Raw genomic sequence first — 20225 nt, forward strand, 5'->3', positions numbered from 1 at the left:
CCATGCCGACTCCGGACCCGAATGGCTACGCCGAAGCGTGGGTGCGGGCCTGGAACGCGCATGACATCGAAGCGGTGCTCGCGCACTTTCGCGACGACGTGGTGTTCACCTCGCCGGTGGCGGCGCGCGTCGTGCCCGACAGCAGGGGAGTGGTGCGCGGCAAGTCGGCACTACGGGAGTACTGGACGGCGGCGTTGGCCATGCAGCCGGACCTCTCGTTCGAGGTGGTCGGCGTGTATCGCGGCGAGTCGACGTTGGTGATCAACTACCGCAACCATCGTGGTGAACTGGTCAACGAGGTGTTGACCTTCGACGATGACGGCTTCGTCCGCGAAGGCCACGGCACATATCTGGGTTAGCCCGCTGGATGTCGCGGCGGCGGCGTTCGCGTCCGCCGAGACTGCGGGGAGATCGCGTTTCTGAGGCGAATCGCGATCTGTGCGCAGTTTCGGCGGGTGTCGCCATCGGGCTGCGGCCCGACGTTCGACGGCCGATCGGTGGTGGTCGACGCGGCTATGCCCGGCTACCTTACTCTGCAGTAAGAAGGCCGCCCGTTTGGCGTGGCCAGGGATTTGGCTGACGTCGCGTTTTAGGGCATACTGTTCGGGTTGCCTTGAGCCGGGTTCGCCTGGCCGGGGGCATACGACCAGCGCCCGAACGGGCGCATCCGGTACCCACCTCGATCGCGACGATTTCCGCCGCGGCTGAGTGTGCGTGAGGGCGACACACCCGACCGCGGGGACCGGTGGACCACAGACAGATAAACAGCGGCGGCATACCAGCGCGAAGCGAGTGCGCCGGACGGAAGCGGCCCCGACAGGGGCCCTGTGAACACGGCCCCGACAGGGGCCCTGTAGGAGTGAGGTAGGAGAAGCGTGGCGGGACAGAAGATCCGCATCAGGCTCAAGGCCTACGACCACGAGGCGATCGACGCCTCGGCGCGCAAGATCGTGGAGACGGTCACCCGTACCGGCGCCAGCGTGGTCGGTCCTGTGCCGCTGCCGACTGAGAAGAACGTGTACTGCGTCATCCGGTCCCCGCATAAGTACAAGGACTCGCGGGAGCACTTCGAGATGCGTACGCACAAGCGACTGATCGACATCCTCGACCCGACGCCGAAGACCGTTGACGCGCTGATGCGCATCGATCTGCCGGCCAGCGTCGACGTCAATATCCAGTAGGAGAAACCCGAACGATGGCTAGAAAAGGCATTCTGGGCACCAAGCTGGGCATGACGCAGGTGTTCGACGAGAACAACCGGGTCGTTCCGGTCACAGTCGTCAAGGCTGGGCCCAACGTCGTGACCCGCATCCGTACGCCCGAGCGCGACGGTTACTCCGCTGTGCAACTGGCCTACGGCGAGATCAGCCCGCGCAAGGTGAACAAGCCGGTCACCGGTCAGTACGCCGCAGCGGGCGTCAACCCCCGCCGCCACCTCGCCGAGTTGCGGCTCGACGACGAGGCCGCCGCAAGCGAATACGAGGTTGGTCAGGAACTGACCGCCGAGATCTTCGCCGACGGCACTTACGTCGACGTGACGGGCACCAGCAAGGGCAAGGGTTACGCGGGCACCATGAAGCGTCACGGTTTCCGCGGCCAGGGCGCCAGCCACGGCGCCCAGGCGGTGCACCGCCGTCCGGGTTCCATCGGTGGCTGCGCCACCCCGGGCCGGGTGTTCAAGGGCACGCGCATGTCGGGCCGGATGGGTAACGACCGCGTGACGACGCAGAACCTGTTGGTGCACAAGGTCGATGCCGAGAACGGCGTGCTGCTGATCAAGGGCGCTATCCCCGGTCGTACCGGTGGACTGGTCGTGGTCCGCAGCGCAATCAAGCGAGGCGAAAAGTAATGGCTACCAGTAAAATTGACGTCCACACCCCGGCTGGCAAGAAGGACGGCTCGATCGAGCTGCCCGCCGAGCTGTTCGACGTCGAGCCGAACATCGCGCTGATGCATCAGGTTGTCGAGGCGCAGCTGGCCGCCAAGCGGCAGGGCACCCACGCGACCAAGACGCGCGGCGACGTCCGCGGCGGCGGCAAGAAGCCGTACCGCCAGAAGGGCACCGGTCGCGCCCGCCAGGGTTCGACGCGTGCACCGCAGTTCACCGGCGGTGGCACCGTGCACGGTCCGCAGCCGCGTGACTACAGCCAGCGCACGCCCAAGAAGATGATCGCCGCCGCACTGCGCGGGGCGCTGTCTGACCGGGCTCGTAACGGCCGCATTCACGCCGTCACCGAACTCGTCGAGGGTCAGACCCCGTCGACCAAGAGCGCCAAGGCGTTCCTGGCCACTCTGACCGAGAACAAGCAGGTGCTGGTGGTGATCGGCCGCGCCGACCAGACCGGCACGCTGAGCGTGCGCAACCTGCCCGGTGTCCATGTGCTCGAACCCGGTCAACTCAACACCTACGACGTGCTGAAGGCCGACGACGTGGTGTTCAGCGTCGAGGCGCTGAATGCTTACATCCGCGCGAACTCCAAGACTGCCGAGGAGGTTTCGGCCTAATGGCGACCGTGACTGACCCCCGCGACATCATCCTGGCTCCGGTCATCTCCGAGAAGTCGTACGGGCTGATCGAGGACAACGTGTACACGTTCGTCGTGCACCCCGACTCGAACAAGACGCAGATCAAGATCGCAATCGAGAAGATCTTCAAGGTCAAGGTCGCGTCGGTGAACACCGCGAACCGGCAGGGCAAGCGCAAGCGCACCCGCGCCGGCTTCGGTAAGCGCAAGGACACCAAGCGCGCCATCGTGACGTTGGCCGCGGGAAGCAAGCCGATCGACCTGTTCGGAGCACCGGCCTGATCTCGGGGCCGCCTGGAAGCTAGAGAGACCTAGAGAATCATGGGAATTCGCAAGTACAAGCCGACGACCCCGGGTCGTCGCGGTGCCAGCGTCTCCGATTTCGCGGAGATCACTCGCGACCATCCGGAGAAGTCGCTGGTTCGGCCGCTGCACGGCAAGGGTGGCCGCAACGCGCACGGTCGGATCACCACCCGGCACAAGGGCGGTGGCCACAAGCGTGCCTACCGCGTGATCGACTTCCGTCGGCACGATAAGGACGGCGTCGACGCCAAGGTCGCACACATCGAGTACGACCCGAACCGCACCGCGAACATCGCGCTGCTGCATTACCTGGACGGCGAGAAGCGGTACATCATTGCTCCGCAAGGCCTTTCGCAGGGTGATGTGGTGGAGTCCGGCGCCAACGCCGACATCAAGCCCGGCAACAACCTGCCGCTGCGCAACATCCCGTCCGGCACCGTGATCCACGCTGTGGAGCTGCGGCCCGGCGGCGGTGCGAAGCTGGCCCGGTCGGCCGGATCCAGCATCCAGTTGCTCGGCAAGGAAGGCACGTACGCGTCGCTGCGTATGCCCTCCGGTGAGATCCGTCGCGTCGACGTGCGCTGCCGCGCCACCGTCGGCGAGGTCGGCAATGCCGAGCAGGCCAACATCAACTGGGGTAAAGCCGGCCGGATGCGGTGGAAGGGCAAGCGCCCCACCGTTCGTGGTGTGGTGATGAACCCCGTCGACCACCCGCACGGCGGCGGCGAGGGCAAGACCTCCGGTGGCCGTCACCCGGTCAGCCCATGGGGTAAGCCCGAGGGCCGTACCCGCAAGGCCAACAAGCCAAGCGACAAGCTCATCGTCCGACGCCGGCGCACCGGCAAGAAGCACCACCGGTAGGAGATAAGCCGATGCCACGCAGTCTCAAGAAGGGTCCGTTCGTCGACGACCATCTGCTCAAGAAGGTCGACGTCCAGAACGAGAAGAACACCAAGCAGGTCATCAAGACCTGGTCGCGGCGTTCGACCATCATCCCCGACTTCATCGGGCACACCTTCGCGGTGCACGACGGCCGCAAGCATGTCCCGGTGTTCGTCACCGAGGCGATGGTCGGGCACAAGCTCGGCGAGTTCGCGCCCACCCGTACGTTCAAGGGTCACATCAAGGACGACCGGAAAGCGAAGCGGCGATGAGCGCTTGCGCGAAGAGCAGAGGTAGAAGCTAATGACTTCCGTTGAAACTTATCCGTCTGCGGTTGCGAAGGCGCGCTTCGTGCGTGTCTCGGCGACCAAGGCGCGCCGGGTCATCGACCTGGTGCGCGGCAAGAGCGTCGAGCAAGCTCTCGACATCCTGCGGTGGGCGCCGCAGGCCGCCAGCGAGCCGGTCGCCAAGGTGATCGCCAGCGCTGCGGCCAACGCGCAGAACAACGAGGGGCTGGATCCGTCCACCCTGGTGGTCGCCACCGTCTATGCCGACGAAGGCCCGACCGCCAAGCGCATCCGGCCGCGGGCGCAGGGGCGTGCGTTCCGAATCCGCAAGCGCACCAGCCACATCACGGTGATCGTGGAAAGCAGGCCGTCGCGCGAGGACCGGGGTGGCCGGTCGGCGAGCGCAGCCCGCGCCCGTCGCGCCGAGGGCAGTAAGGCCGCCGCCAAGAAGGCACCGGCAACCAAGGCAGCTGCCGAGGCGCCCGCCAAGAAGGCTCCGGCCAAGAAGGCCGCCACGAAGGCGCCCGCCAAGAAGACCGCAGAAGCTTCTGCCGAAGCGAAGGAGGGCTCGGAGTAGTGGGCCAGAAAATCAATCCCCACGGCTTCCGACTCGGTATTACCACCGACTGGAAGTCCCGGTGGTACGCCGACAAGCAGTACAAGGACTACGTCAAGGAAGACGTGGCGATCCGCCGACTGCTGGCAACGGGTCTGGAGCGCGCCGGCATCGCCGACGTGGAGATCGAAAGGACTCGCGACAGAGTCCGTGTTGATATCCACACCGCGCGTCCCGGCATCGTGATCGGCCGCCGCGGCACCGAGGCCGACCGTATCCGTGCCGACCTGGAGAAGTTGACCGGTAAGCAGGTTCAGCTGAACATCCTCGAGGTGAAGAATCCCGAGTCGCAGGCGCAGTTGGTGGCTCAGGGTGTGGCAGAACAGCTTTCGAACCGCGTGGCGTTCCGTCGCGCGATGCGCAAGGCCATCCAGTCGGCGATGCGTCAGCCCAACGTGAAGGGCATCCGGGTGCAGTGCTCGGGCCGCCTCGGCGGCGCCGAGATGAGCCGTTCGGAGTTCTACCGCGAGGGCCGGGTGCCGCTGCACACGCTGCGCGCAGACATCGACTACGGCCTCTACGAGGCGAAGACGACCTTTGGCCGCATCGGTGTGAAGGTCTGGATCTACAAGGGCGACATCGTCGGCGGCAAGCGTGAGGCGACTGCGACAGTGCCGTCGGGCGCCGATCGTCCCCGCCGCGAGCGCCCGTCGGGCACCCGTCCGCGTCGTAGCGGCGCGTCGGGTACCACCGCGACGAGCACCGATGCCGGTCGTGCCGCCTCCGGCGACGAAGCGGGCCGCGCCGCCACGGGCACCGAAGATGCGCCTGCCGTCGCCGAGGCGACCGGCGCGACCGAGGCCGCTGCTGCAGAAGCCGCACCGACCACGGAGAATACGGAGAGCTGAATCATGTTGATTCCCCGCAAGGTCAAGCACCGTAAGCAACACCACCCCCGGCAGCGTGGCATCGCCAGCGGCGGGACGTCGGTGAGCTTCGGTGACTACGGCATCCAGGCGCTGGAGCATGCCTACATCACCAACCGGCAGATCGAGTCCGCTCGTATCGCCATCAACCGGCACATCAAGCGTGGCGGCAAGGTGTGGATCAACATCTTCCCTGACCGTCCGCTGACCAAGAAGCCCGCCGAGACCCGTATGGGTTCGGGTAAGGGTTCGCCGGAGTGGTGGGTCGCCAACGTGAAGCCCGGCCGGGTGCTGTTCGAGCTGAGCTACCCCGATGAGAAGACCGCGCGGGATGCGTTGACCCGCGCGATCCACAAGTTGCCGATCAAGGCACGCATCGTGACTCGAGAGGATCATTTCTGATGGCAGTGGGAGTGACTCCTGGCGAACTTCGCGAACTGACTGACGACGAGTTGAAGGACAAGCTGCGCGAGTCCAAGGAAGAGCTGTTCAATCTGCGCTTCCAGATGGCGACCGGTCAGCTCGCCAACAACCGTCGGCTTCGGACGGTGCGTCAGGAAATTGCGCGCGTGTACACAGTGCTGCGCGAACGTGAGTTGGGCCTGGCTTCCGGGCCCGCGGGTGAGGAATCGTAAAAATGGCAGATAGCACTGGAAAAGAGCCAGGCCCCAAGCACACTCCGCGTCAGGAGAAGCCGCGCGGTCGACGCAAGACCGCAATCGGCTACGTGGTGTCGGACAAGATGCAGAAGACCATCGTGGTTGAGCTGGAAGACCGTAAGAGCCATCCGCTCTATGGCAAGATCATCCGCACCACTTCGAAGGTCAAGGCGCACGACGAAAACGGTGAAGCCGGTGTCGGCGACCGCGTCTCGCTGATGGAGACCCGTCCACTGTCGGCCACCAAGCGCTGGCGGCTGGTCGAGATCCTCGAACGGGCCAAGTAATTTCTCGCTCGCGAGATCGAAGCCCCTGGCTTGGCCGGGGGCTTCTCTCGTTCGGCCTCAGTGATCGTTCCTCGCCTCGCGCCATCCCCGCTCGAACGGGAGTCGCCACGCATTCGGCGCGATCAGTTGGTGAATTGCGTTGGGCCCCCATGTGCCCGGCTGGTATGACTTGGCCGGCGGCGGGTCGGCGAGCAGGTCCGCCGACCGCTCCCACAGCGACTCGATGCCCTCGGCGGTGGTGAACAGGGTGTGGTCGCCGCGCATCGCGTCGAGCATCAGCCGTTCGTAGGCCTCCAACACATCGGTGATGGAGTCGACCTCCTGCGTCGAGAACTGCATGGACAGCTTGTCCAGTTTCATACCGGGGCCCGGGCGCTTGCCGTAGAACGACAGCGATACCTTCGAGTCCTCGGCGAGGTCGAAGGTGAGGTGGTCGGGGCCCTGCGCGCCGACGCCGGAACCCGGCGCGAACATCGTGCGTGGCGCCTCCTTGAAGGCAACGGAGATGATGCGCATGCCCTCGGCCATCCGCTTGCCCGTGCGCAGGTAGATCGGCACGCCGGCCCAGCGCCAGTTGTCAATGCACACTTTCAGCGCGATGAACGTCTCGGTATCGGAATCCCTTGCCACACCGTCTAATTCGCGGTAACCCATGAACTGTCCGCGAACCACGTTCTTCGGGTCGACCGGCAGCATCGACCGAAACACTTTGTTCTTCTCCTCGCTGATGGCGCGCGGCTCCAACGCGGTCGGCGGCTCCATCACGACGAAGGCCATCACCTGAAACAGATGAGTGACGACCATGTCCTTGTATGCGCCTGTGCTCTCGTAGAAGTGCGCCCGTTCGTCGAGGCCGAGCGTCTCGGGGATGTCGATCTGGATGTGGTCGATGAAGTTGCGATTCCAGATCGGCTCGAACAGACCGTTCGCGAAACGGAACGCCAAAATGTTCAGTGCCGCTTCTTTGCCGAGGAAGTGGTCGATGCGGAAAATCTGATCCTCGCGAAACGTTTCGTGCACGAAGTCGTTGAGCGCCACGGCGCTGGCAAGGTCGGTGCCGAACGGTTTCTCCATCACCACGCGCGATCGGTCGACCAGATTCGCGTCCCGCAGCGTCTCGATCACCGCGTGCGCGGCCTTCGGCGGCACGGACAGGTAGTGCAGGCGACGCACCCCGTGGCCGAGTTTCCCCTCGGCCTTCTCGACCGCGAGGGCCAGCGCCTCAGGGCCCGCGCTCTGCGGTACGTAGGTGACCGTTTCGGCGAACCGGCCCCACTGCTGGTCGCTGAGCTTGTGGGTGCCGAACTGTTCGATTGCCGACTTGGCCACCTCGAGGAACTCGTCCAGGGTGAGGTCTTCCAGCGAGGTGGCGACGATCTCGATGTGAGGCGCCAACTCGGACTGGTCCAGATACGCCAGGCCGGGGATCAGCTTTCGTCTCGCCAGATCGCCTGTCGCGCCGAAAAGAACGACCACGTGCGGATCGACCGCAACGTCCTCGTGCCGATACGGGCGCGAGCCCGGCGCGGGGTAGGAGATGGTCTGTGGCTTGCTGGTCGTCACTTTGGGCATACTCCCACCGCCGCGCTGTCGTTGCACGCTTGTCTCAACCCTAACTTTGCACGACGTGCCGCAGCCTAAACACGGGATGCCTTTGCGCTGCTCGGACGAACTCGGCGTCGCTTGAATCCATGTCGACGTCGAGGTACGGCAGGACGAAGAAGTGCCGGAACACCCGGACGATCGGCCGCGGAATGCCGGGTGGGCCTGCCTGCAAGCTGACGCGAAGGATCGGCCCGGCTTCTTCGGCGGCCAGTTCGATGGCGCGAATCTGGTCGGTGCGCTCGCTGCGGCGCAATTCCGCGCGCCCATCGGCGGCGCGAAGGTTGCGTACCCAATTGACCTCACCGTAGGACGCGACCAGATACTCGTCGCCGGCGTGCGGGAACACGACCAGAGGAACGCTCACGGGTCGGCCGGTCCTTCGGCCGCGCACGGTCAACACGGCGAACGTCCCGATGCTGACGCCGGCACGGACAAGCGTGCGCATCACGGCGTTGTTGAATCGGACAAAGATGTTGACGCGGTACGGTTTTGGCATTGTTATTCCGCGGTTATTCCGCGCTGACTTCCAGGGCGACTCGGTAGATCGCGGGATGAGCGGCGACGGCGAACTCACGCACGGAACGCTGCGCGCTCTGCTGGAAGTACTCCTGCGAGGTCGCCGCGTGTAACGCTTCTGCACTTTCCCACTCGGCGACATTAACCAGTTGATATCGAGTGTCCGGGCTCAGCGCGCTGTGAAGTCGCAGTGACCGGAAACCGGGTTGTCTGCTCAAAAAGGCGGCGCGCTCCTGCCAGCCCCTGACGAATTCGTCGACCTCATCGCGACGGATCTCGAAGATGTTGATCAGCGTGATCGGTTCACTGTCCATACATCTATGACGCATCACGGCAGCCAGACATGACAAGTGGGTCACGTGCTAACGGCGCGCAGTTCACCTCTGATCGGTGAGTCTGGCCGCGATGCCGTCGAGAAGCATTCCGAGGCCCGACCGGAACTCGGCGAGGTGGTCGGCGTCGGGGTCGGCGAACACGTCCGCGGCGACAGCGGCCGCCAGCGCAGGGAACCGGTCGCCGCTCAACAGGCGTCGAAGCAGGGTGGAGTAGTCCGGGCCTTGTTCGGCCGCTTCGATGTCCAACGCCGCGGCGCCGCGGACGTAGTGCAGGACGGCCAGCACTGCCGCCAGCTTGTCCCGTTCGGTGAGCCCAGTGGCGGCCAGTGCGGCCAGCCCCGCATCCAGCCATGCCAGTTGTCCTGGATCCAGAGGAGGGCCCGCCGCCGCGGTCTGCAGCACCCACGGATGGCGATGGTATACGTCCCACAGTCCGCTGGCCCAATCATCAAGCGCACCATGCCAATCCGACGGATCGGCGGGCGTCGGTGGGGCATCCGGAGCGGTCGACAACATGAACGTCAACAACTCGTCCTTGTTGGCGACGTGGCGGTACAGCGACATGGTTCCGCATCCCAGCCTCTCGGCCAGCCTGGCCATCGACAACGCAGCCAAACCCTCTTGCTCGACCAACTCGATCGCGGCCGCGACGATGGTCTCCCGGTTCAAGCCGCGACCGCGGCGCCTCGATGGCGCTTCACGCCAGAGGATCTCCAGCGCCCTCGGCAGCGGCTCGTCGGTCGTCATCGCACCCCAGCCTAAACGCTGCAGGCGCGATGTGCGTATGCAGTACGCTTTTGCGTATGACATACGCATCACGCGCCTTGGCCGTGCTTGTCGTCGTTTTTCTGGCGTATTCGCTGCCGCCCTATGTCACCGGTGGCACCCGGGTACCCGCGACATTCGTGCTGCATTACCCGTTGCTGGTTGCACACGTGATGCTGGCCGGCGTCGCAATGGTGTGCGCGCCGGCCCAGATCTGGCCGGGACTGCGCGCCGCCAGACCCGTGCTGCACCGCCGGGTCGGACGGATCTACGTGTACACCGCGGTCCCGGCGGCGCTGTGCGCCACGGTGATCGGGGCGGCCACCCCGTTCGGCCCGTTCCTCGCCGTCAGCAATGTGGTGTTGGCGTCGCTGTGGCTTTGGTTCACGGTCAACGGCTACGTCGCTGCGCGACAACGCCGGTTCGCGCAGCATCGGCGAGACATGATCCGCAGCGCGACTCTGGCGTTGTCGGTCATCACCAACCGGATCTGGACGCCGGCGCTGGTGATCGCATGTCAACCGTTGCGGGACAGTGTGTTTGGTGGCGACGAACAACACTTCGTGTGGTTCACGGCGGGCGTGGGGGCGTGGCTGGGCTGGTCGATTCCGCTCTTCGTAGTGCAGCGGTGGTTGCACCGGCAATCGGTAACGGCGCGGTCGTCAATTCCCGAGTTAACGGACGCGCGGCGGGTGTAATCTCCGGGCGTGGCGACGGAATTCAACGGCAGAATCGAACTCGACATCCGGGATTCCGAGCCGGACTGGGGCCCGTACGCGGCGCCGACGGCGCCGAAAGATGCACCCAACGTGCTGTACCTGGTGTGGGATGACACCGGCATCGCGACATGGGACTGCTTCGGCGGGCTTGTCGAGATGCCGACGATGGCCCGCATCGCGCAGCGCGGTGTGCGGCTGTCGCAGTTCCACACCACGGCACTGTGCTCGCCGACGAGGGCGTCGCTGCTCACCGGGCGCAACCCGACCACCGTCGGCATGGCCACCATCGAGGAGTTCACCGACGGCTTCCCCGGATGCAACGGGCGGATTCCCGACGACACCGCATTGCTGTCCGAGGTTCTCGTCGAAAACGGATACAACACCTACTGCGTCGGCAAGTGGCATCTCACTCCGCTGGAAGAGTCCAATCTGGCTGCCACCAAACGACATTGGCCCCTGTCCCGGGGGTTCGAGCGGTTCTACGGGTTCATGGGCGGCGAGACCGATCAGTGGTATCCCGAGCTCGTCTACGACAACCATCCCGTCGCACCGCCCGGAACCCCGGCAGACGGCTACCACCTGTCCAAAGACCTCGCCGACAAGACAATCGAGTTCATCCGCGACAGCAAGGTGATCGCACCCGACAAGCCGTGGTTCTCCTACGTGTGCCCGGGGGCCGGCCACGCTCCGCACCACGTTTTCAAGGAATGGGCCGACAAGTACGCGGGCAAGTTCGACATGGGTTACGAGCGCTACCGCGAAGTGGTCCTGGACAACCAGAAGAGGTTGGGCATCGTTCCGCCCGACACCGAGCTTTCACCGATCAACCCGTATCTGGATGTCAAGGGCCCCAACGGTGAAGCGTGGCCGCCGCAGGACACCGTCCGGCCGTGGGATTCACTGACCGATGACGAGAAGCGGTTGTTCGCGCGGATGGCCGAGGTGTTCGCGGGCTTCCTGTCCTACACCGACGCACAGATCGGGCGCATCCTCGATTATCTGGAGGAGTCGGGCCAACTGGACAACACCATCATCGTTGTCATCTCCGACAACGGCGCCAGCGGCGAGGGCGGTCCCAACGGCTCAGTGAACGAGGTCAAGTTCTTCAACGGCTACATCGACAGCGTCGAGGAGAGCCTGAAGTTGATCGACAACCTCGGCGGGCCGGAGACGTACAACCACTATCCGATCGGTTGGGCGATGGCGTTCAACACGCCGTACAAACTGTTCAAGCGGTACGCCTCGCACGAAGGGGGCATCGCCGACACCGCAATCATCTCGTGGCCCAAGGGAATAGCGGCACACGGAGATGTGCGGGACAACTACATCAACGTCTGTGACATCACGCCGACGGTGTACGACCTGCTCAACATCACGCCTCCGGCGACGGTCCGCGGAATTCCGCAGAAGCCGTTGGACGGAGCGAGTTTCAAACTGGCGCTGGAAGATCCGATGGCGCCGACCGGTAAAGAAACGCAGTTCTACGCGATGCTGGGTACCCGCGGCATCTGGCACAAGGGCTGGTTTGCGAACACCGTCCACGCGGCATCGCCTGCCGGTTGGTCGAACTTCGACAAGGACCGCTGGGAGCTGTTCCACATCGAGGAGGACCGCAGCCAGTGCCATGATCTGGCCGCCGAAAACCCGGAGAAGTTGGAAGAACTCCAAAAACTGTGGTTCAGCGAGGCCGACAAGTACAACGGCCTGCCGCTGGCAGACCTGAACATCATCGAGACGATGACCCGGTATCGGCCCTACCTGTCGGGCACCCGTGAGTCGTACACGTACTACCCCGGCACGGCCGACGTCGGCATGGGTGCCGCCGTCGAGATACAAGGGCGGTCATTCGCGATCATCGCCGAGGTGACCGTCGACACCACCGGCGCCGAGGGGGTGATCATCAAACACGGCGGCGCGCACGGCGGACACGTGCTGTTGATCCAGGACGGGCGGCTGCACTACATCTACAACTTCCTCGGCGAACAGGAGCAGACGGTGTCGTCGGCGGACGCGGTGCCAATGGGCAGGCACACGTTCGGCGTCGCGTTCACCCGCACCGGGACCGTGGACGGTAGTCACACGCCGCTTGGCGATGTCGGGCTCTACATCGACAACGCCGAAGTCGCGTCGATGTCCGGCATGAAGATCCATCCGGGAACGTTCGGGCTGGCAGGTGCCAGCCTCAGCGTCGGGAAGAACACCGGATCGCCCGTTTCGCGGACCTACAAGGCGCCGTTCCCGATCACAGGTGGCAGCATCACACAGGTGAATGTTGACGTCTCCGGCAAGCCGTACGTGGACTTGGAACGCGAGTTCGCGCGGGCTTTCGCGAAAGACTGATGAAGCGCATCGGACTGACGACGCTGGCGCTGGCCTGCCTGTTGGCGGCGTGCGCGCGGACCGCCGACGGTGTGCCCGTTGCCGAACCGGGTGGCCCGGCAGCGGTGGTGCCGTCGTCACCGTCCACCACGACCGCGCCGACCCCGCAGACGGAATCCTCCTTCGGCGTGGTGCCCACCACGCGCGTACCCGTACCTGCCAACAGCGTCGTGTGCTCCCAGACGATCGAACCGAGTGTTCGGATGACCGCCGAAGTCGACGACCCGCACGCGCCGAGGATCACCGTGGGCGTCCCCGACAAGTGGTCCATGGCCGCGGGCACCGGCGATGTCGGCGGCGAGTTGCGTGGTCCCGGTGGGATGGAGGCGACGGTCACGATCGCGGCCACCCAACTGGAACCGGGCGAGGCCTTCAGGAAGTACGCCGACGACCTGATGGCCGAATCGTCCGTCAGCTCCGTCAGCGTGATCCCGGGCGATCTGTGCGGTTACAGCGGTCAGAAACTGATGGGCGCGTGGTCGGAAACGACGCAGAACGCCCTCGTGTACGAGGACCGCATCGCCCACATCTGGACCAACGGGAACAACGACTATCTGGTCGCCGTGCACGTGCAGGCGCCGCCGGGAACGCCGGGCTTCGATTCGGCCGCGGCGCTGCTCACCGAGGACTTCGAGATCCTCATACCGTGACAGCACCGCTCACCGGGCTCGTCGCGCTTCCGGGCGGGTCATTCCGGATGGGCTCGACACAGTTCTATCCGGAAGAGGCGCCGGTGCACACCGCGACCGTCGGCGCCTTCGCCGTCGAACGCCATCTGGTGACCAACGCCCAGTTCGCGGTGTTCGTCGCCGAAACCGGTTACGTCACCGTCGCCGAGCAGACCCCCGACCCGGCGTGTTATCCGGGGGCCTCGCCGCACGACCTCATCCCCGGTTCGCTGGTGTTCCGCCCGACCAGCGGCCCGGTGGACCTGCGCGATTGGCGGCAGTGGTGGCACTGGGTGCCCGGCGCCGACTGGCGGCATCCGTTCGGCCCCGACAGCGACATCGAGGACCGACTCGAGCACCCGGTCGTGCAGATCGCCTATCCCGACGCGGCCGCCTACGCCCGCTGGGCGGGCCGCCGGCTGCCGACCGAAGCCGAATGGGAGTACGCCGCGCGCGGTGGCACCTCAACGACGTACCCGTGGGGTGACGTCGCCGCGCCCCAGGGTCAGCTGATGGCCAACACATGGCAGGGCCGGTTCCCGTATCGAAACGACGGGGCGCTGGGCTGGGTCGGCACGTCGCCGGTCGGCACATTCCCGCCGAACGCGTTCGGCTTGGTCGACATGATCGGCAATGTGTGGGAGTGGACCACGACCCAATTCTCGGTGCATCACCGGCTGGACAGGCCCGTGGAATCGTGTTGTGGCCCAACGAGTCCTGACCCGACGGTGGCCCAGACACTCAAGGGCGGGTCGCACCTGTGCGCACCGGAGTACTGCCACAGGTACCGGGCGGCGGCGCGGTCACCGCAGACCCAGGACAGCGCGACCACGCACATCGGGTTCCGCTGCGTGGCGGAAGTCTCTGCCAACTAGGCTGCAATTCCTGGCCCGCACACCTCCGGCGTACGGATCCCGGGCTGACGGCCGAACCGGGCGAGCGCGGCCAGGTGACCAGCGGCGATTTGGTTCCTCGCAGGCCGTCACCTAGAATCAAACGGTTGCCTTGGGCAGACCTCGGATCTCCATCAGGAAGTCCCTGCGTGCCCTTAGGTGACGGCAAGACCGCGCACGTCAGGTCGGCATCTGCCGTGCACACAATAACCAGGTCGAGGAGATCGAGTGATTCAGCAGGAATCGCGGCTGAAGGTCGCCGACAACACGGGCGCCAAGGAGATCTTGTGCATCCGCGTGCTCGGCGGCTCGTCGCGGCGCTACGCCGGCATCGGCGACATCATCGTGGCCACCGTCAAGGACGCCATCCCCGGTGGCAACGTCAAGCGCGGTGAGGTGGTCAAGGCCGTGGTCGTGCGCACCGTCAAGGAGCGCCGCCGCGCCGACGGCAGCTACATCAAGTTCGACGAGAACGCCGCCGTCATCATCAAGGCCGACAACGACCCGCGTGGCACGCGCATCTTCGGCCCGGTCGGCCGCGAACTGCGCGAGAAGCGCTTCATGAAGATCGTCTCGCTCGCCCCGGAGGTGTTGTAGATGAACGTCCACAAGGGCGACACGGTGCTCGTCATCTCGGGCAAGGACAAGGGCGCCAAGGGCAAGGTCCTGGTGGCCTACCCCGATCGCGAGAAGGTGCTCGTTGAAGGTGTGAACCGGATCAAGAAGCACACCCCCGTTTCCCGCACCGAGCGCGGAGCCTCCTCCGGCGGCATCGTCACTCAGGAGGCGCCGATTCACGTGTCCAACGTGATGCTGCTCGACTCCGACGGCAAGCCCACCCGCGTCGGCTTTCGCCGCGACGAAGAGACCGGCAAGAAGGTCCGCGTCGCCAAGACCAATGGCAAGGACATCTGATGACCACGGCTGAGAAGACCCTTCCCCGGCTGAAGCAGCGCTACCGCGAAGAGATCCGCGACGCACTGGCAAAAGAGTTCGACTACGCCAACGTCATGCAGATCCCCGGCGTGGTCAAGGTCGTCGTGAACATGGGTGTCGGCGACGCCGCCCGCGACGCCAAGCTGATCAACGGCGCAGTCAACGATCTCGCGCTGATCACCGGCCAGAAGCCGGAGATCCGCAAGGCCCGCAAGTCCATCGCGCAGTTCAAGCTTCGTGAGGGCATGCCGATCGGCGCGCGGGTCACGCTGCGCGGCGACCGGATGTGGGAGTTCCTCGACCGGCTGATCTCGATCGCACTGCCGCGTATCCGCGACTTCCGCGGCCTGTCGCCCAAGCAGTTCGACGGCACCGGCAACTACACCTTCGGCCTCAACGAGCAGTCGATGTTCCACGAGATCGATGTGGACTCCATCGACCGCCCCCGCGGCATGGACATCACCGTCGTCACCTCGGCGACCAACGACGACGAAGGACGAGCGCTGCTGCGGGCACTCGGCTTCCCCTTCAAGGAGAACTGAACAGATGGCAAAGAAGGCTCTGGTCAACAAGGCCAACAAGAAGCCCAAGTTCAAGGTGCGCGCGTACACGCGCTGCAGCAAGTGCGGTCGTCCGCACGCGGTTTACCGCAAGTTCGGGCTGTGCCGCATCTGCCTGCGCGAGATGGCGCATGCGGGCGAACTGCCCGGCGTCCAGAAGTCCAGCTGGTAATCCAGCACTACTACCAACAAAGTTGCGGTAGGCCCCCCCAGGAATGGACACAGTGGGAACCGCCGCGAGGAAGGTGAACCGGCTGTCATGACCGCGATGACGACGATGCCGAGCGCAGCGACGAGGAGGAGCAGCGCCCGATGACTATGACGGACCCGATCGCAGACTTCTTGACACGTCTGCGCAACGCCAATTCGGCGTACCACGACGAGGTGACCCTGCCGCACAGCAAGATCAAGGCCAACATCGCCGAGATCCTCAAGGCGGAGGGCTACATCTCGGACTACCACACCGAGGATGCCCGCGTTGGCAAGTCGCTTGTGGTGCAACTGAAGTACGGCCCCAGCCGTGAACGCAGCATCGCGGGTCTGCGCCGGGTGTCCAAGCCCGGTCTGCGGGTCTACGCGAAATCCACCAACCTGCCCCGGGTGTTGGGTGGCCTCGGCGTGGCGATCATCTCCACGTCGTCGGGTCTGCTCACCGACCGTCAGGCAGCACGACAGGGCGTGGGCGGCGAAGTCCTCGCTTACGTCTGGTAGGGGAGTCATAGAGATGTCGCGTATTGGAAAGCAACCGGTCCCGGTGCCGTCCGGGGTCGACGTAACGATTGACGGCCAGAACGTGTCGGTCAAGGGCCCGAAGGGCACGTTGGAGATGGCGGTCGCCGAGCCGATCACGGTGTCGCGCAACGACGATGGCGCCATCGTGGTGAACCGGCCCGACGACGAGCGGCGTAGCCGGTCGCTGCACGGGCTGTCCCGCACGCTGGTGGCCAACCTGGTGACCGGTGTGACCGAGGGCTACACCATCAAGATGGAGATCTTCGGCGTCGGCTACCGCGTGGTGGCCAAGGGTAGTGACCTCGAGTTCGCCCTGGGCTACAGCCACCCGGTGCTGATCAACGCTCCTGAGGGCGTCACCTTCGCGGTGGAGACGCCGACGAAGTTCTCGATCTCAGGTATCGACAAGCAGAAGGTCGGCCAGATCGCGGCCAACATCCGCCGCCTGCGGAAGAGCGACCCCTACAAGGGCAAGGGCATCCGCTACGAGGGTGAGCAGATCCGCCGCAAGGTCGGAAAGACAGGTAAGTAGACATGGCTGCTAAGACTGAGGGCACGGTCCGTAAGCCGGTGGGCCAGAACGTTTCTGCGACTCGGCGGGTCGCGCGGCTGCGTCGGCACGCCCGGCTCCGCAAGAAGATCGAGGGCACGGCCACCACGCCGCGTCTGGTGGTCAACCGCTCGGCGCGGCACATCCACGTCCAATTGGTGGACGACCTCACCGGCACCACGGTGGCCGCGGCGTCGTCGATCGAGGCCGATGTGCGCGCTGTCGAAGGTGACAAGAAGGCGCACAGTGTGCGGGTCGGTCAGCTGATCGCCGAGCGCGCGAAGGCCAAGGGCATCGAGCAGGTCGTGTTCGACCGCGGTGGTTACACCTACGGTGGCCGCATCGCGGCGCTCGCCGACGCGGCGCGAGAAGGCGGGCTGAAGTTCTAATGACGTTCAACGGAAGGATTGCATGATGGCCGAGCAGGCAAACGCCGGCGGGCCGACGGACGGCCGCGGACAGCGCGGCGATCGTGACGGCCGGGGTCGTCGTGACGACCGTGGTGGCCGTGGCGGCCGCGACGGCGGCGAGAAGAGCAACTACCTCGAGCGCGTCGTCGCGATCAACCGCGTCTCCAAGGTCGTCAAGGGCGGTCGGCGGTTCAGCTTCACCGCGCTGGTGATCGTCGGTGACGGCAACGGCATGGTCGGTGTCGGCTACGGCAAGGCCAAGGAAGTTCCGGCCGCCATCGCCAAGGGAGTCGAAGAGGCTCGCAAGGGCTTCTTCCGGGTCCCGCTGATCGGCGGCACCATCACGCACCCGGTGCAGGGTGAGGCTGCCGCGGGTGTGGTCATGCTGCGCCCGGCGAGCCCCGGTACCGGTGTGATCGCCGGTGGCGCGGCCCGTGCGGTGCTGGAATGCGCTGGCGTCCATGACATTTTGGCCAAGTCGTTGGGTAGTGACAACGCGATCAACGTGGTGCACGCCACCGTTGCCGCGCTCAAGATGTTGCAGCGCCCCGAAGAGGTCGCTGCCCGGCGCGGCCTGCCGATCGAAGACGTCGCGCCTCCGAGCATGCTGCGGCAGCGGCGCGAAGCCGACGCGCTTGCCGCGGCGGCCGCACGTGAAGGGTCGGGATAACCATGGCAGAGCTCAAGATCACCCAGGTGCGCAGCACAATCGGTGCGCGCTGGAAGGCCCGCGAAAGCCTGCGGACGCTGGGGCTGCGGAAGATCCGTCAGTCAGTCGTCCGTGAGGACAACGCGCAGACGCGCGGTCTGATCAAGGCCGTGCATCACCTCGTCGAGGTTGAAGAGGTTTAGCGATGACTATCAAACTCCATGACCTGAAGCCGGCGCCCGGCTCGAAGACCGCCAAGACCCGCGTGGGTCGTGGTGAGGGCTCCAAGGGCAAGACCGCCGGTCGCGGCACCAAGGGCACCAAGGCCCGCAAGAACGTTCCCGCGACGTTCGAGGGTGGCCAGATGCCGATCCACATGCGGTTGCCGAAGCTGAAGGGCTTCCGCAACCGGTTCCGCACCTCCTATGAGGTCGTCAACGTAGGCGACATCAACAAGCTGTTCCCCAACGGCGGCGACGTCGGTGTGGACGAGTTGGTGGCCGCCGGTGCGGTGCGCAAGAACTCGTTGGTGAAGGTTCTCGGTGACGGCAAGCTGACCGTCAAGGTCAATCTCACCGCGCACAAGTTCAGCGGCAGAGCTCGCGAGAAGATCACCTCTGCAGGCGGATCCGCGACCGAACTGTAGTTTCGCGAACGAACGCGAAGGCCCCCGCACGCGGGGGCCTTTTGCGTTACTGGCCCCAGTTGAAGCAGCCGACACCGGGGACGCAGCCGCCGCCACCTGACGGTCCACCGTGGCCGCACGCGCCTGCGGCAGTGCACCCGCCGCCGCCAAGCGGCCCACCACCGCCGCACGTGCCGTCGGCGGTGCATCCACTGCCACCGCCTGCGTCGCCGCTACCGCAGACCCCGTTGTAGCAGCCGTCGCCGCCAGGGCTTTCGGGCGCGAACTGCGTGATCGATGTGCTTGTCAACGCCGCGATGGACTCTGCGGCAGCCACCGGTGCGGCGGCGATCGCCGTCGCGGCCGCACCCGCCATGACCAGCGGGGCGAGAAATTTCAGTTTCGCCATCATGCCTCCGGTTTACCACCAAGATCACAAACTTAAAACAGCTAATTTTCAGCAAAAGCTGTGCATCAGCTGAGCTGCGGAATCACTTCCGCAGCAAGCCGTTCCAGCTGCTCACGATCTTCAACGACGTTCTCGCCGACCGGGTTCAACAGGATCATCTCGGCCCCGGCGTCGATGACCTCGCGTAGCCCACGGACCACGTCGTCGACGGTGCCGGACACCGGAACGTCCCCGAGTCGGGAGGCGAGGGCGTCACCGTAGATGCGGTGCAGACCTGCGAGCACCCGCTGCCGTGCGCGGGCCGCGTCGTCGTCGACGGTCAGATAGACGCGCTTGGCGATCCTGAACCGTGTTGGGTCCTTGTGTTGTTCGTCGAGTTCCCGGCGGACGACTCTGACAGCCTCGGTGAAACTCGCGGTGGTCGACGAGCCGGCGCCCATGAACGCGTCACCCAGGCGCACCCCGCGGGCCAACGCCTTGGGAGCGCCGCCACCGAACCAAAGTGGCGGATGCGGCCGCTGCACCGGCTTCGGTTGGATCACCAGGCCATCGACATCGCGGAACCGGCCGTGAAACGTCACGGTTGGCTCCTCGGACCAGGCCGCCTTCATCAGCTCGAGACCCTCGGAGAAGTAGCTGACGAATGTGTCCTTCGCCACGCCGAACGCGGGGAACGGCCTGGAGTTCCCGCCGTGCCCGACACCCACGTCCAACCGGCCGTGGCTGAGCTGGTCGGCGGCGGTGATGGCCGCCGCAAGTTGGAGTGGATCGTGCACGGAGGTGATGAGCACGGCGACACCGAGCCGTAACCGGGTGGTGTGCGCCGCGGCCCACGACAGCAACTGCAGGGGAGCGAGAGACGGTGCGGGCCCGACGATTTGCTCGAGCGTCCAGCCGCCCTCGAACCCGAGCTCTTCGGCCCGCTTCAAAAAATCGCTTGTGCCCTCGGCGTCGAAGCCGTCGGCTGCCCGCTGAGGGATCGAGATCGAAAACTTCACGTGTCTACCGTAGGCGGGTGGCGGAATTGTCACACGACTCGGCGGATGTCC

At 65.4% G+C, this 20225-nt stretch carries 32 protein-coding genes; 26 read left to right on the top strand and 6 right to left on the bottom strand.

Translation table 11 applies throughout. From position 1 onward, the window contains the following. The first annotated feature begins 2 nt into the window (after positions 1 to 2). From ACGFK1_RS05935 to rpsQ, 12 genes are all read left to right on the top strand, one after another. Complete coding sequence (locus ACGFK1_RS05935; protein WP_393427050.1) at positions 3 to 359, top strand: YybH family protein; 357 nt, start codon at positions 3 to 5, stop codon at positions 357 to 359. A gap of 516 nt (positions 360 to 875) precedes the next feature. Then, entirely contained in the window at positions 876 to 1181 is a 306-nt protein-coding gene (rpsJ, locus tag ACGFK1_RS05940) for a 30S ribosomal protein S10 (RefSeq protein ID WP_003883485.1), read from the top strand. A 14-nt stretch (positions 1182 to 1195) separates the two neighbouring features. After that, on the top strand, positions 1196 to 1849 hold the full coding sequence (gene rplC / locus ACGFK1_RS05945) for a 50S ribosomal protein L3 (protein ID WP_101948332.1): 654 nt from the start codon (positions 1196 to 1198) through the stop codon (positions 1847 to 1849). Further along, the gene (rplD, locus tag ACGFK1_RS05950) at positions 1849 to 2505 is read left to right on the top strand and encodes a 50S ribosomal protein L4 (RefSeq protein WP_393427079.1); all 657 of its coding nucleotides are present in this window, start codon (positions 1849 to 1851) and stop codon (positions 2503 to 2505) included. Before rplC ends, rplD begins: the two co-directional genes overlap by 1 nt. Beyond that, entirely contained in the window at positions 2505 to 2807 is a 303-nt protein-coding gene (rplW, locus tag ACGFK1_RS05955) for a 50S ribosomal protein L23 (protein ID WP_393427082.1), read from the top strand. Before rplD ends, rplW begins: the two co-directional genes overlap by 1 nt. A 39-nt stretch (positions 2808 to 2846) precedes the next feature. Beyond that, positions 2847 to 3689, top strand: coding sequence for a 50S ribosomal protein L2 (rplB, locus tag ACGFK1_RS05960; RefSeq protein WP_393427085.1), 843 nt, complete (start codon positions 2847 to 2849; stop codon positions 3687 to 3689). A gap of 11 nt (positions 3690 to 3700) precedes the next feature. Continuing rightward, a complete protein-coding gene (rpsS, locus tag ACGFK1_RS05965; RefSeq protein WP_010908582.1) occupies positions 3701 to 3982 on the top strand; it encodes a 30S ribosomal protein S19 in 282 nt (93 codons plus the stop codon). 31 nt (positions 3983 to 4013) lie between these two features. Next, entirely contained in the window at positions 4014 to 4574 is a 561-nt protein-coding gene (gene rplV / locus ACGFK1_RS05970) for a 50S ribosomal protein L22 (protein WP_393427089.1), read from the top strand. Further along, a complete protein-coding gene (gene rpsC / locus ACGFK1_RS05975) occupies positions 4574 to 5461 on the top strand; it encodes a 30S ribosomal protein S3 (protein ID WP_393427092.1) in 888 nt (295 codons plus the stop codon). Before rplV ends, rpsC begins: the two co-directional genes overlap by 1 nt. 3 nt (positions 5462 to 5464) lie before the next feature. Next, a complete protein-coding gene (gene rplP, locus ACGFK1_RS05980; RefSeq protein ID WP_067804081.1) occupies positions 5465 to 5881 on the top strand; it encodes a 50S ribosomal protein L16 in 417 nt (138 codons plus the stop codon). Continuing rightward, positions 5881 to 6114, top strand: a complete 234-nt coding sequence (gene rpmC, locus ACGFK1_RS05985; RefSeq protein WP_067804078.1) for a 50S ribosomal protein L29 — start codon at positions 5881 to 5883, stop codon at positions 6112 to 6114. Before rplP ends, rpmC begins: the two co-directional genes overlap by 1 nt. A gap of 2 nt (positions 6115 to 6116) precedes the next feature. Next, entirely contained in the window at positions 6117 to 6425 is a 309-nt protein-coding gene (gene rpsQ, locus ACGFK1_RS05990; RefSeq protein ID WP_393427096.1) for a 30S ribosomal protein S17, read from the top strand. 57 nt (positions 6426 to 6482) lie between these two features. Here the strand turns inward: rpsQ and zwf are convergent, their stop codons facing one another. The 4 genes from zwf to ACGFK1_RS06010 form a co-directional block, all read right to left on the bottom strand. After that, on the bottom strand, positions 6483 to 7988 hold the full coding sequence (zwf, locus tag ACGFK1_RS05995; RefSeq protein WP_393427099.1) for a glucose-6-phosphate dehydrogenase: 1506 nt from the start codon (positions 7986 to 7988) through the stop codon (positions 6483 to 6485). Between the two features lie 49 nt (positions 7989 to 8037). Continuing rightward, the gene (locus ACGFK1_RS06000; protein ID WP_393427102.1) at positions 8038 to 8526 is read right to left on the bottom strand and encodes a nitroreductase/quinone reductase family protein; all 489 of its coding nucleotides are present in this window, start codon (positions 8524 to 8526) and stop codon (positions 8038 to 8040) included. A 13-nt stretch (positions 8527 to 8539) separates the two neighbouring features. Next, positions 8540 to 8860 carry an antibiotic biosynthesis monooxygenase family protein gene (locus ACGFK1_RS06005; RefSeq protein ID WP_393427104.1) on the bottom strand — a complete coding sequence of 107 codons (321 nt, stop codon included), beginning with the start codon at positions 8858 to 8860 and terminating at the stop codon, positions 8540 to 8542. A 63-nt stretch (positions 8861 to 8923) separates the two neighbouring features. Further along, on the bottom strand, positions 8924 to 9628 hold the full coding sequence (locus ACGFK1_RS06010; RefSeq protein WP_393427107.1) for a TetR/AcrR family transcriptional regulator: 705 nt from the start codon (positions 9626 to 9628) through the stop codon (positions 8924 to 8926). 56 nt (positions 9629 to 9684) lie between these two features. Between ACGFK1_RS06010 and ACGFK1_RS06015 the strand changes: the two genes are divergently transcribed. From ACGFK1_RS06015 to rplO, 14 genes are all read left to right on the top strand, one after another. Further along, entirely contained in the window at positions 9685 to 10344 is a 660-nt protein-coding gene (locus tag ACGFK1_RS06015) for a DUF2306 domain-containing protein (protein ID WP_393427110.1), read from the top strand. A 9-nt stretch (positions 10345 to 10353) separates the two neighbouring features. Continuing rightward, positions 10354 to 12705, top strand: a complete 2352-nt coding sequence (locus tag ACGFK1_RS06020) for an arylsulfatase (RefSeq protein ID WP_393427113.1) — start codon at positions 10354 to 10356, stop codon at positions 12703 to 12705. Further along, positions 12705 to 13394, top strand: a complete 690-nt coding sequence (locus tag ACGFK1_RS06025) for a hypothetical protein (protein WP_393427116.1) — start codon at positions 12705 to 12707, stop codon at positions 13392 to 13394. The genes ACGFK1_RS06020 and ACGFK1_RS06025 overlap by 1 nt, the downstream gene beginning before the upstream one ends. A gap of 47 nt (positions 13395 to 13441) precedes the next feature. Next, positions 13442 to 14287 carry a formylglycine-generating enzyme family protein gene (locus ACGFK1_RS06030; protein WP_393427863.1) on the top strand — a complete coding sequence of 282 codons (846 nt, stop codon included), beginning with the start codon at positions 13442 to 13444 and terminating at the stop codon, positions 14285 to 14287. A gap of 246 nt (positions 14288 to 14533) precedes the next feature. After that, positions 14534 to 14902: a 50S ribosomal protein L14 gene (gene rplN / locus ACGFK1_RS06035; RefSeq protein WP_015305035.1), complete on the top strand. Its 369-nt coding sequence runs from the start codon at positions 14534 to 14536 to the stop codon at positions 14900 to 14902. Then, the gene (gene rplX, locus ACGFK1_RS06040; protein WP_393427120.1) at positions 14903 to 15220 is read left to right on the top strand and encodes a 50S ribosomal protein L24; all 318 of its coding nucleotides are present in this window, start codon (positions 14903 to 14905) and stop codon (positions 15218 to 15220) included. It abuts the gene before it with no gap. Next, positions 15220 to 15783 (top strand): 50S ribosomal protein L5, encoded by a 564-nt coding sequence (gene rplE / locus ACGFK1_RS06045; RefSeq protein WP_393427123.1) that lies wholly within the window; start codon positions 15220 to 15222, stop codon positions 15781 to 15783. The genes rplX and rplE overlap by 1 nt, the downstream gene beginning before the upstream one ends. A gap of 4 nt (positions 15784 to 15787) precedes the next feature. After that, entirely contained in the window at positions 15788 to 15973 is a 186-nt protein-coding gene (locus tag ACGFK1_RS06050; protein WP_067804051.1) for a type Z 30S ribosomal protein S14, read from the top strand. A gap of 140 nt (positions 15974 to 16113) precedes the next feature. Further along, entirely contained in the window at positions 16114 to 16512 is a 399-nt protein-coding gene (gene rpsH, locus ACGFK1_RS06055; protein WP_393427127.1) for a 30S ribosomal protein S8, read from the top strand. A gap of 13 nt (positions 16513 to 16525) precedes the next feature. Next, positions 16526 to 17065: a 50S ribosomal protein L6 gene (gene rplF, locus ACGFK1_RS06060; protein WP_393427130.1), complete on the top strand. Its 540-nt coding sequence runs from the start codon at positions 16526 to 16528 to the stop codon at positions 17063 to 17065. 38 nt (positions 17066 to 17103) lie between these two features. Next, positions 17104 to 17472, top strand: coding sequence for a 50S ribosomal protein L18 (rplR, locus tag ACGFK1_RS06065; RefSeq protein WP_393427864.1), 369 nt, complete (start codon positions 17104 to 17106; stop codon positions 17470 to 17472). Positions 17473 to 17497: 25 nt separating this feature from the next. After that, the gene (gene rpsE / locus ACGFK1_RS06070) at positions 17498 to 18163 is read left to right on the top strand and encodes a 30S ribosomal protein S5 (RefSeq protein WP_393427133.1); all 666 of its coding nucleotides are present in this window, start codon (positions 17498 to 17500) and stop codon (positions 18161 to 18163) included. A gap of 2 nt (positions 18164 to 18165) precedes the next feature. Continuing rightward, entirely contained in the window at positions 18166 to 18345 is a 180-nt protein-coding gene (rpmD, locus tag ACGFK1_RS06075; protein WP_067804035.1) for a 50S ribosomal protein L30, read from the top strand. Between the two features lie 2 nt (positions 18346 to 18347). Then, positions 18348 to 18788: a 50S ribosomal protein L15 gene (gene rplO / locus ACGFK1_RS06080; protein WP_393427137.1), complete on the top strand. Its 441-nt coding sequence runs from the start codon at positions 18348 to 18350 to the stop codon at positions 18786 to 18788. 46 nt (positions 18789 to 18834) lie between these two features. Here rplO and ACGFK1_RS06085 read toward each other — a convergent pair whose 3' ends face one another. Further along, the gene (locus ACGFK1_RS06085) at positions 18835 to 19176 is read right to left on the bottom strand and encodes a PE-PGRS family protein (RefSeq protein ID WP_232004649.1); all 342 of its coding nucleotides are present in this window, start codon (positions 19174 to 19176) and stop codon (positions 18835 to 18837) included. A 65-nt stretch (positions 19177 to 19241) separates the two neighbouring features. Next, complete coding sequence (locus ACGFK1_RS06090; RefSeq protein ID WP_393427140.1) at positions 19242 to 20174, bottom strand: LLM class flavin-dependent oxidoreductase; 933 nt, start codon at positions 20172 to 20174, stop codon at positions 19242 to 19244. Positions 20175 to 20225: the final 51 nt, after the last annotated feature.

It is taken from the genome of Mycobacterium sp. NPDC048908, from assembly GCF_043197955.1.
Taxonomy (GTDB): Bacteria; Actinomycetota; Actinomycetes; order Mycobacteriales; family Mycobacteriaceae; genus Mycobacterium.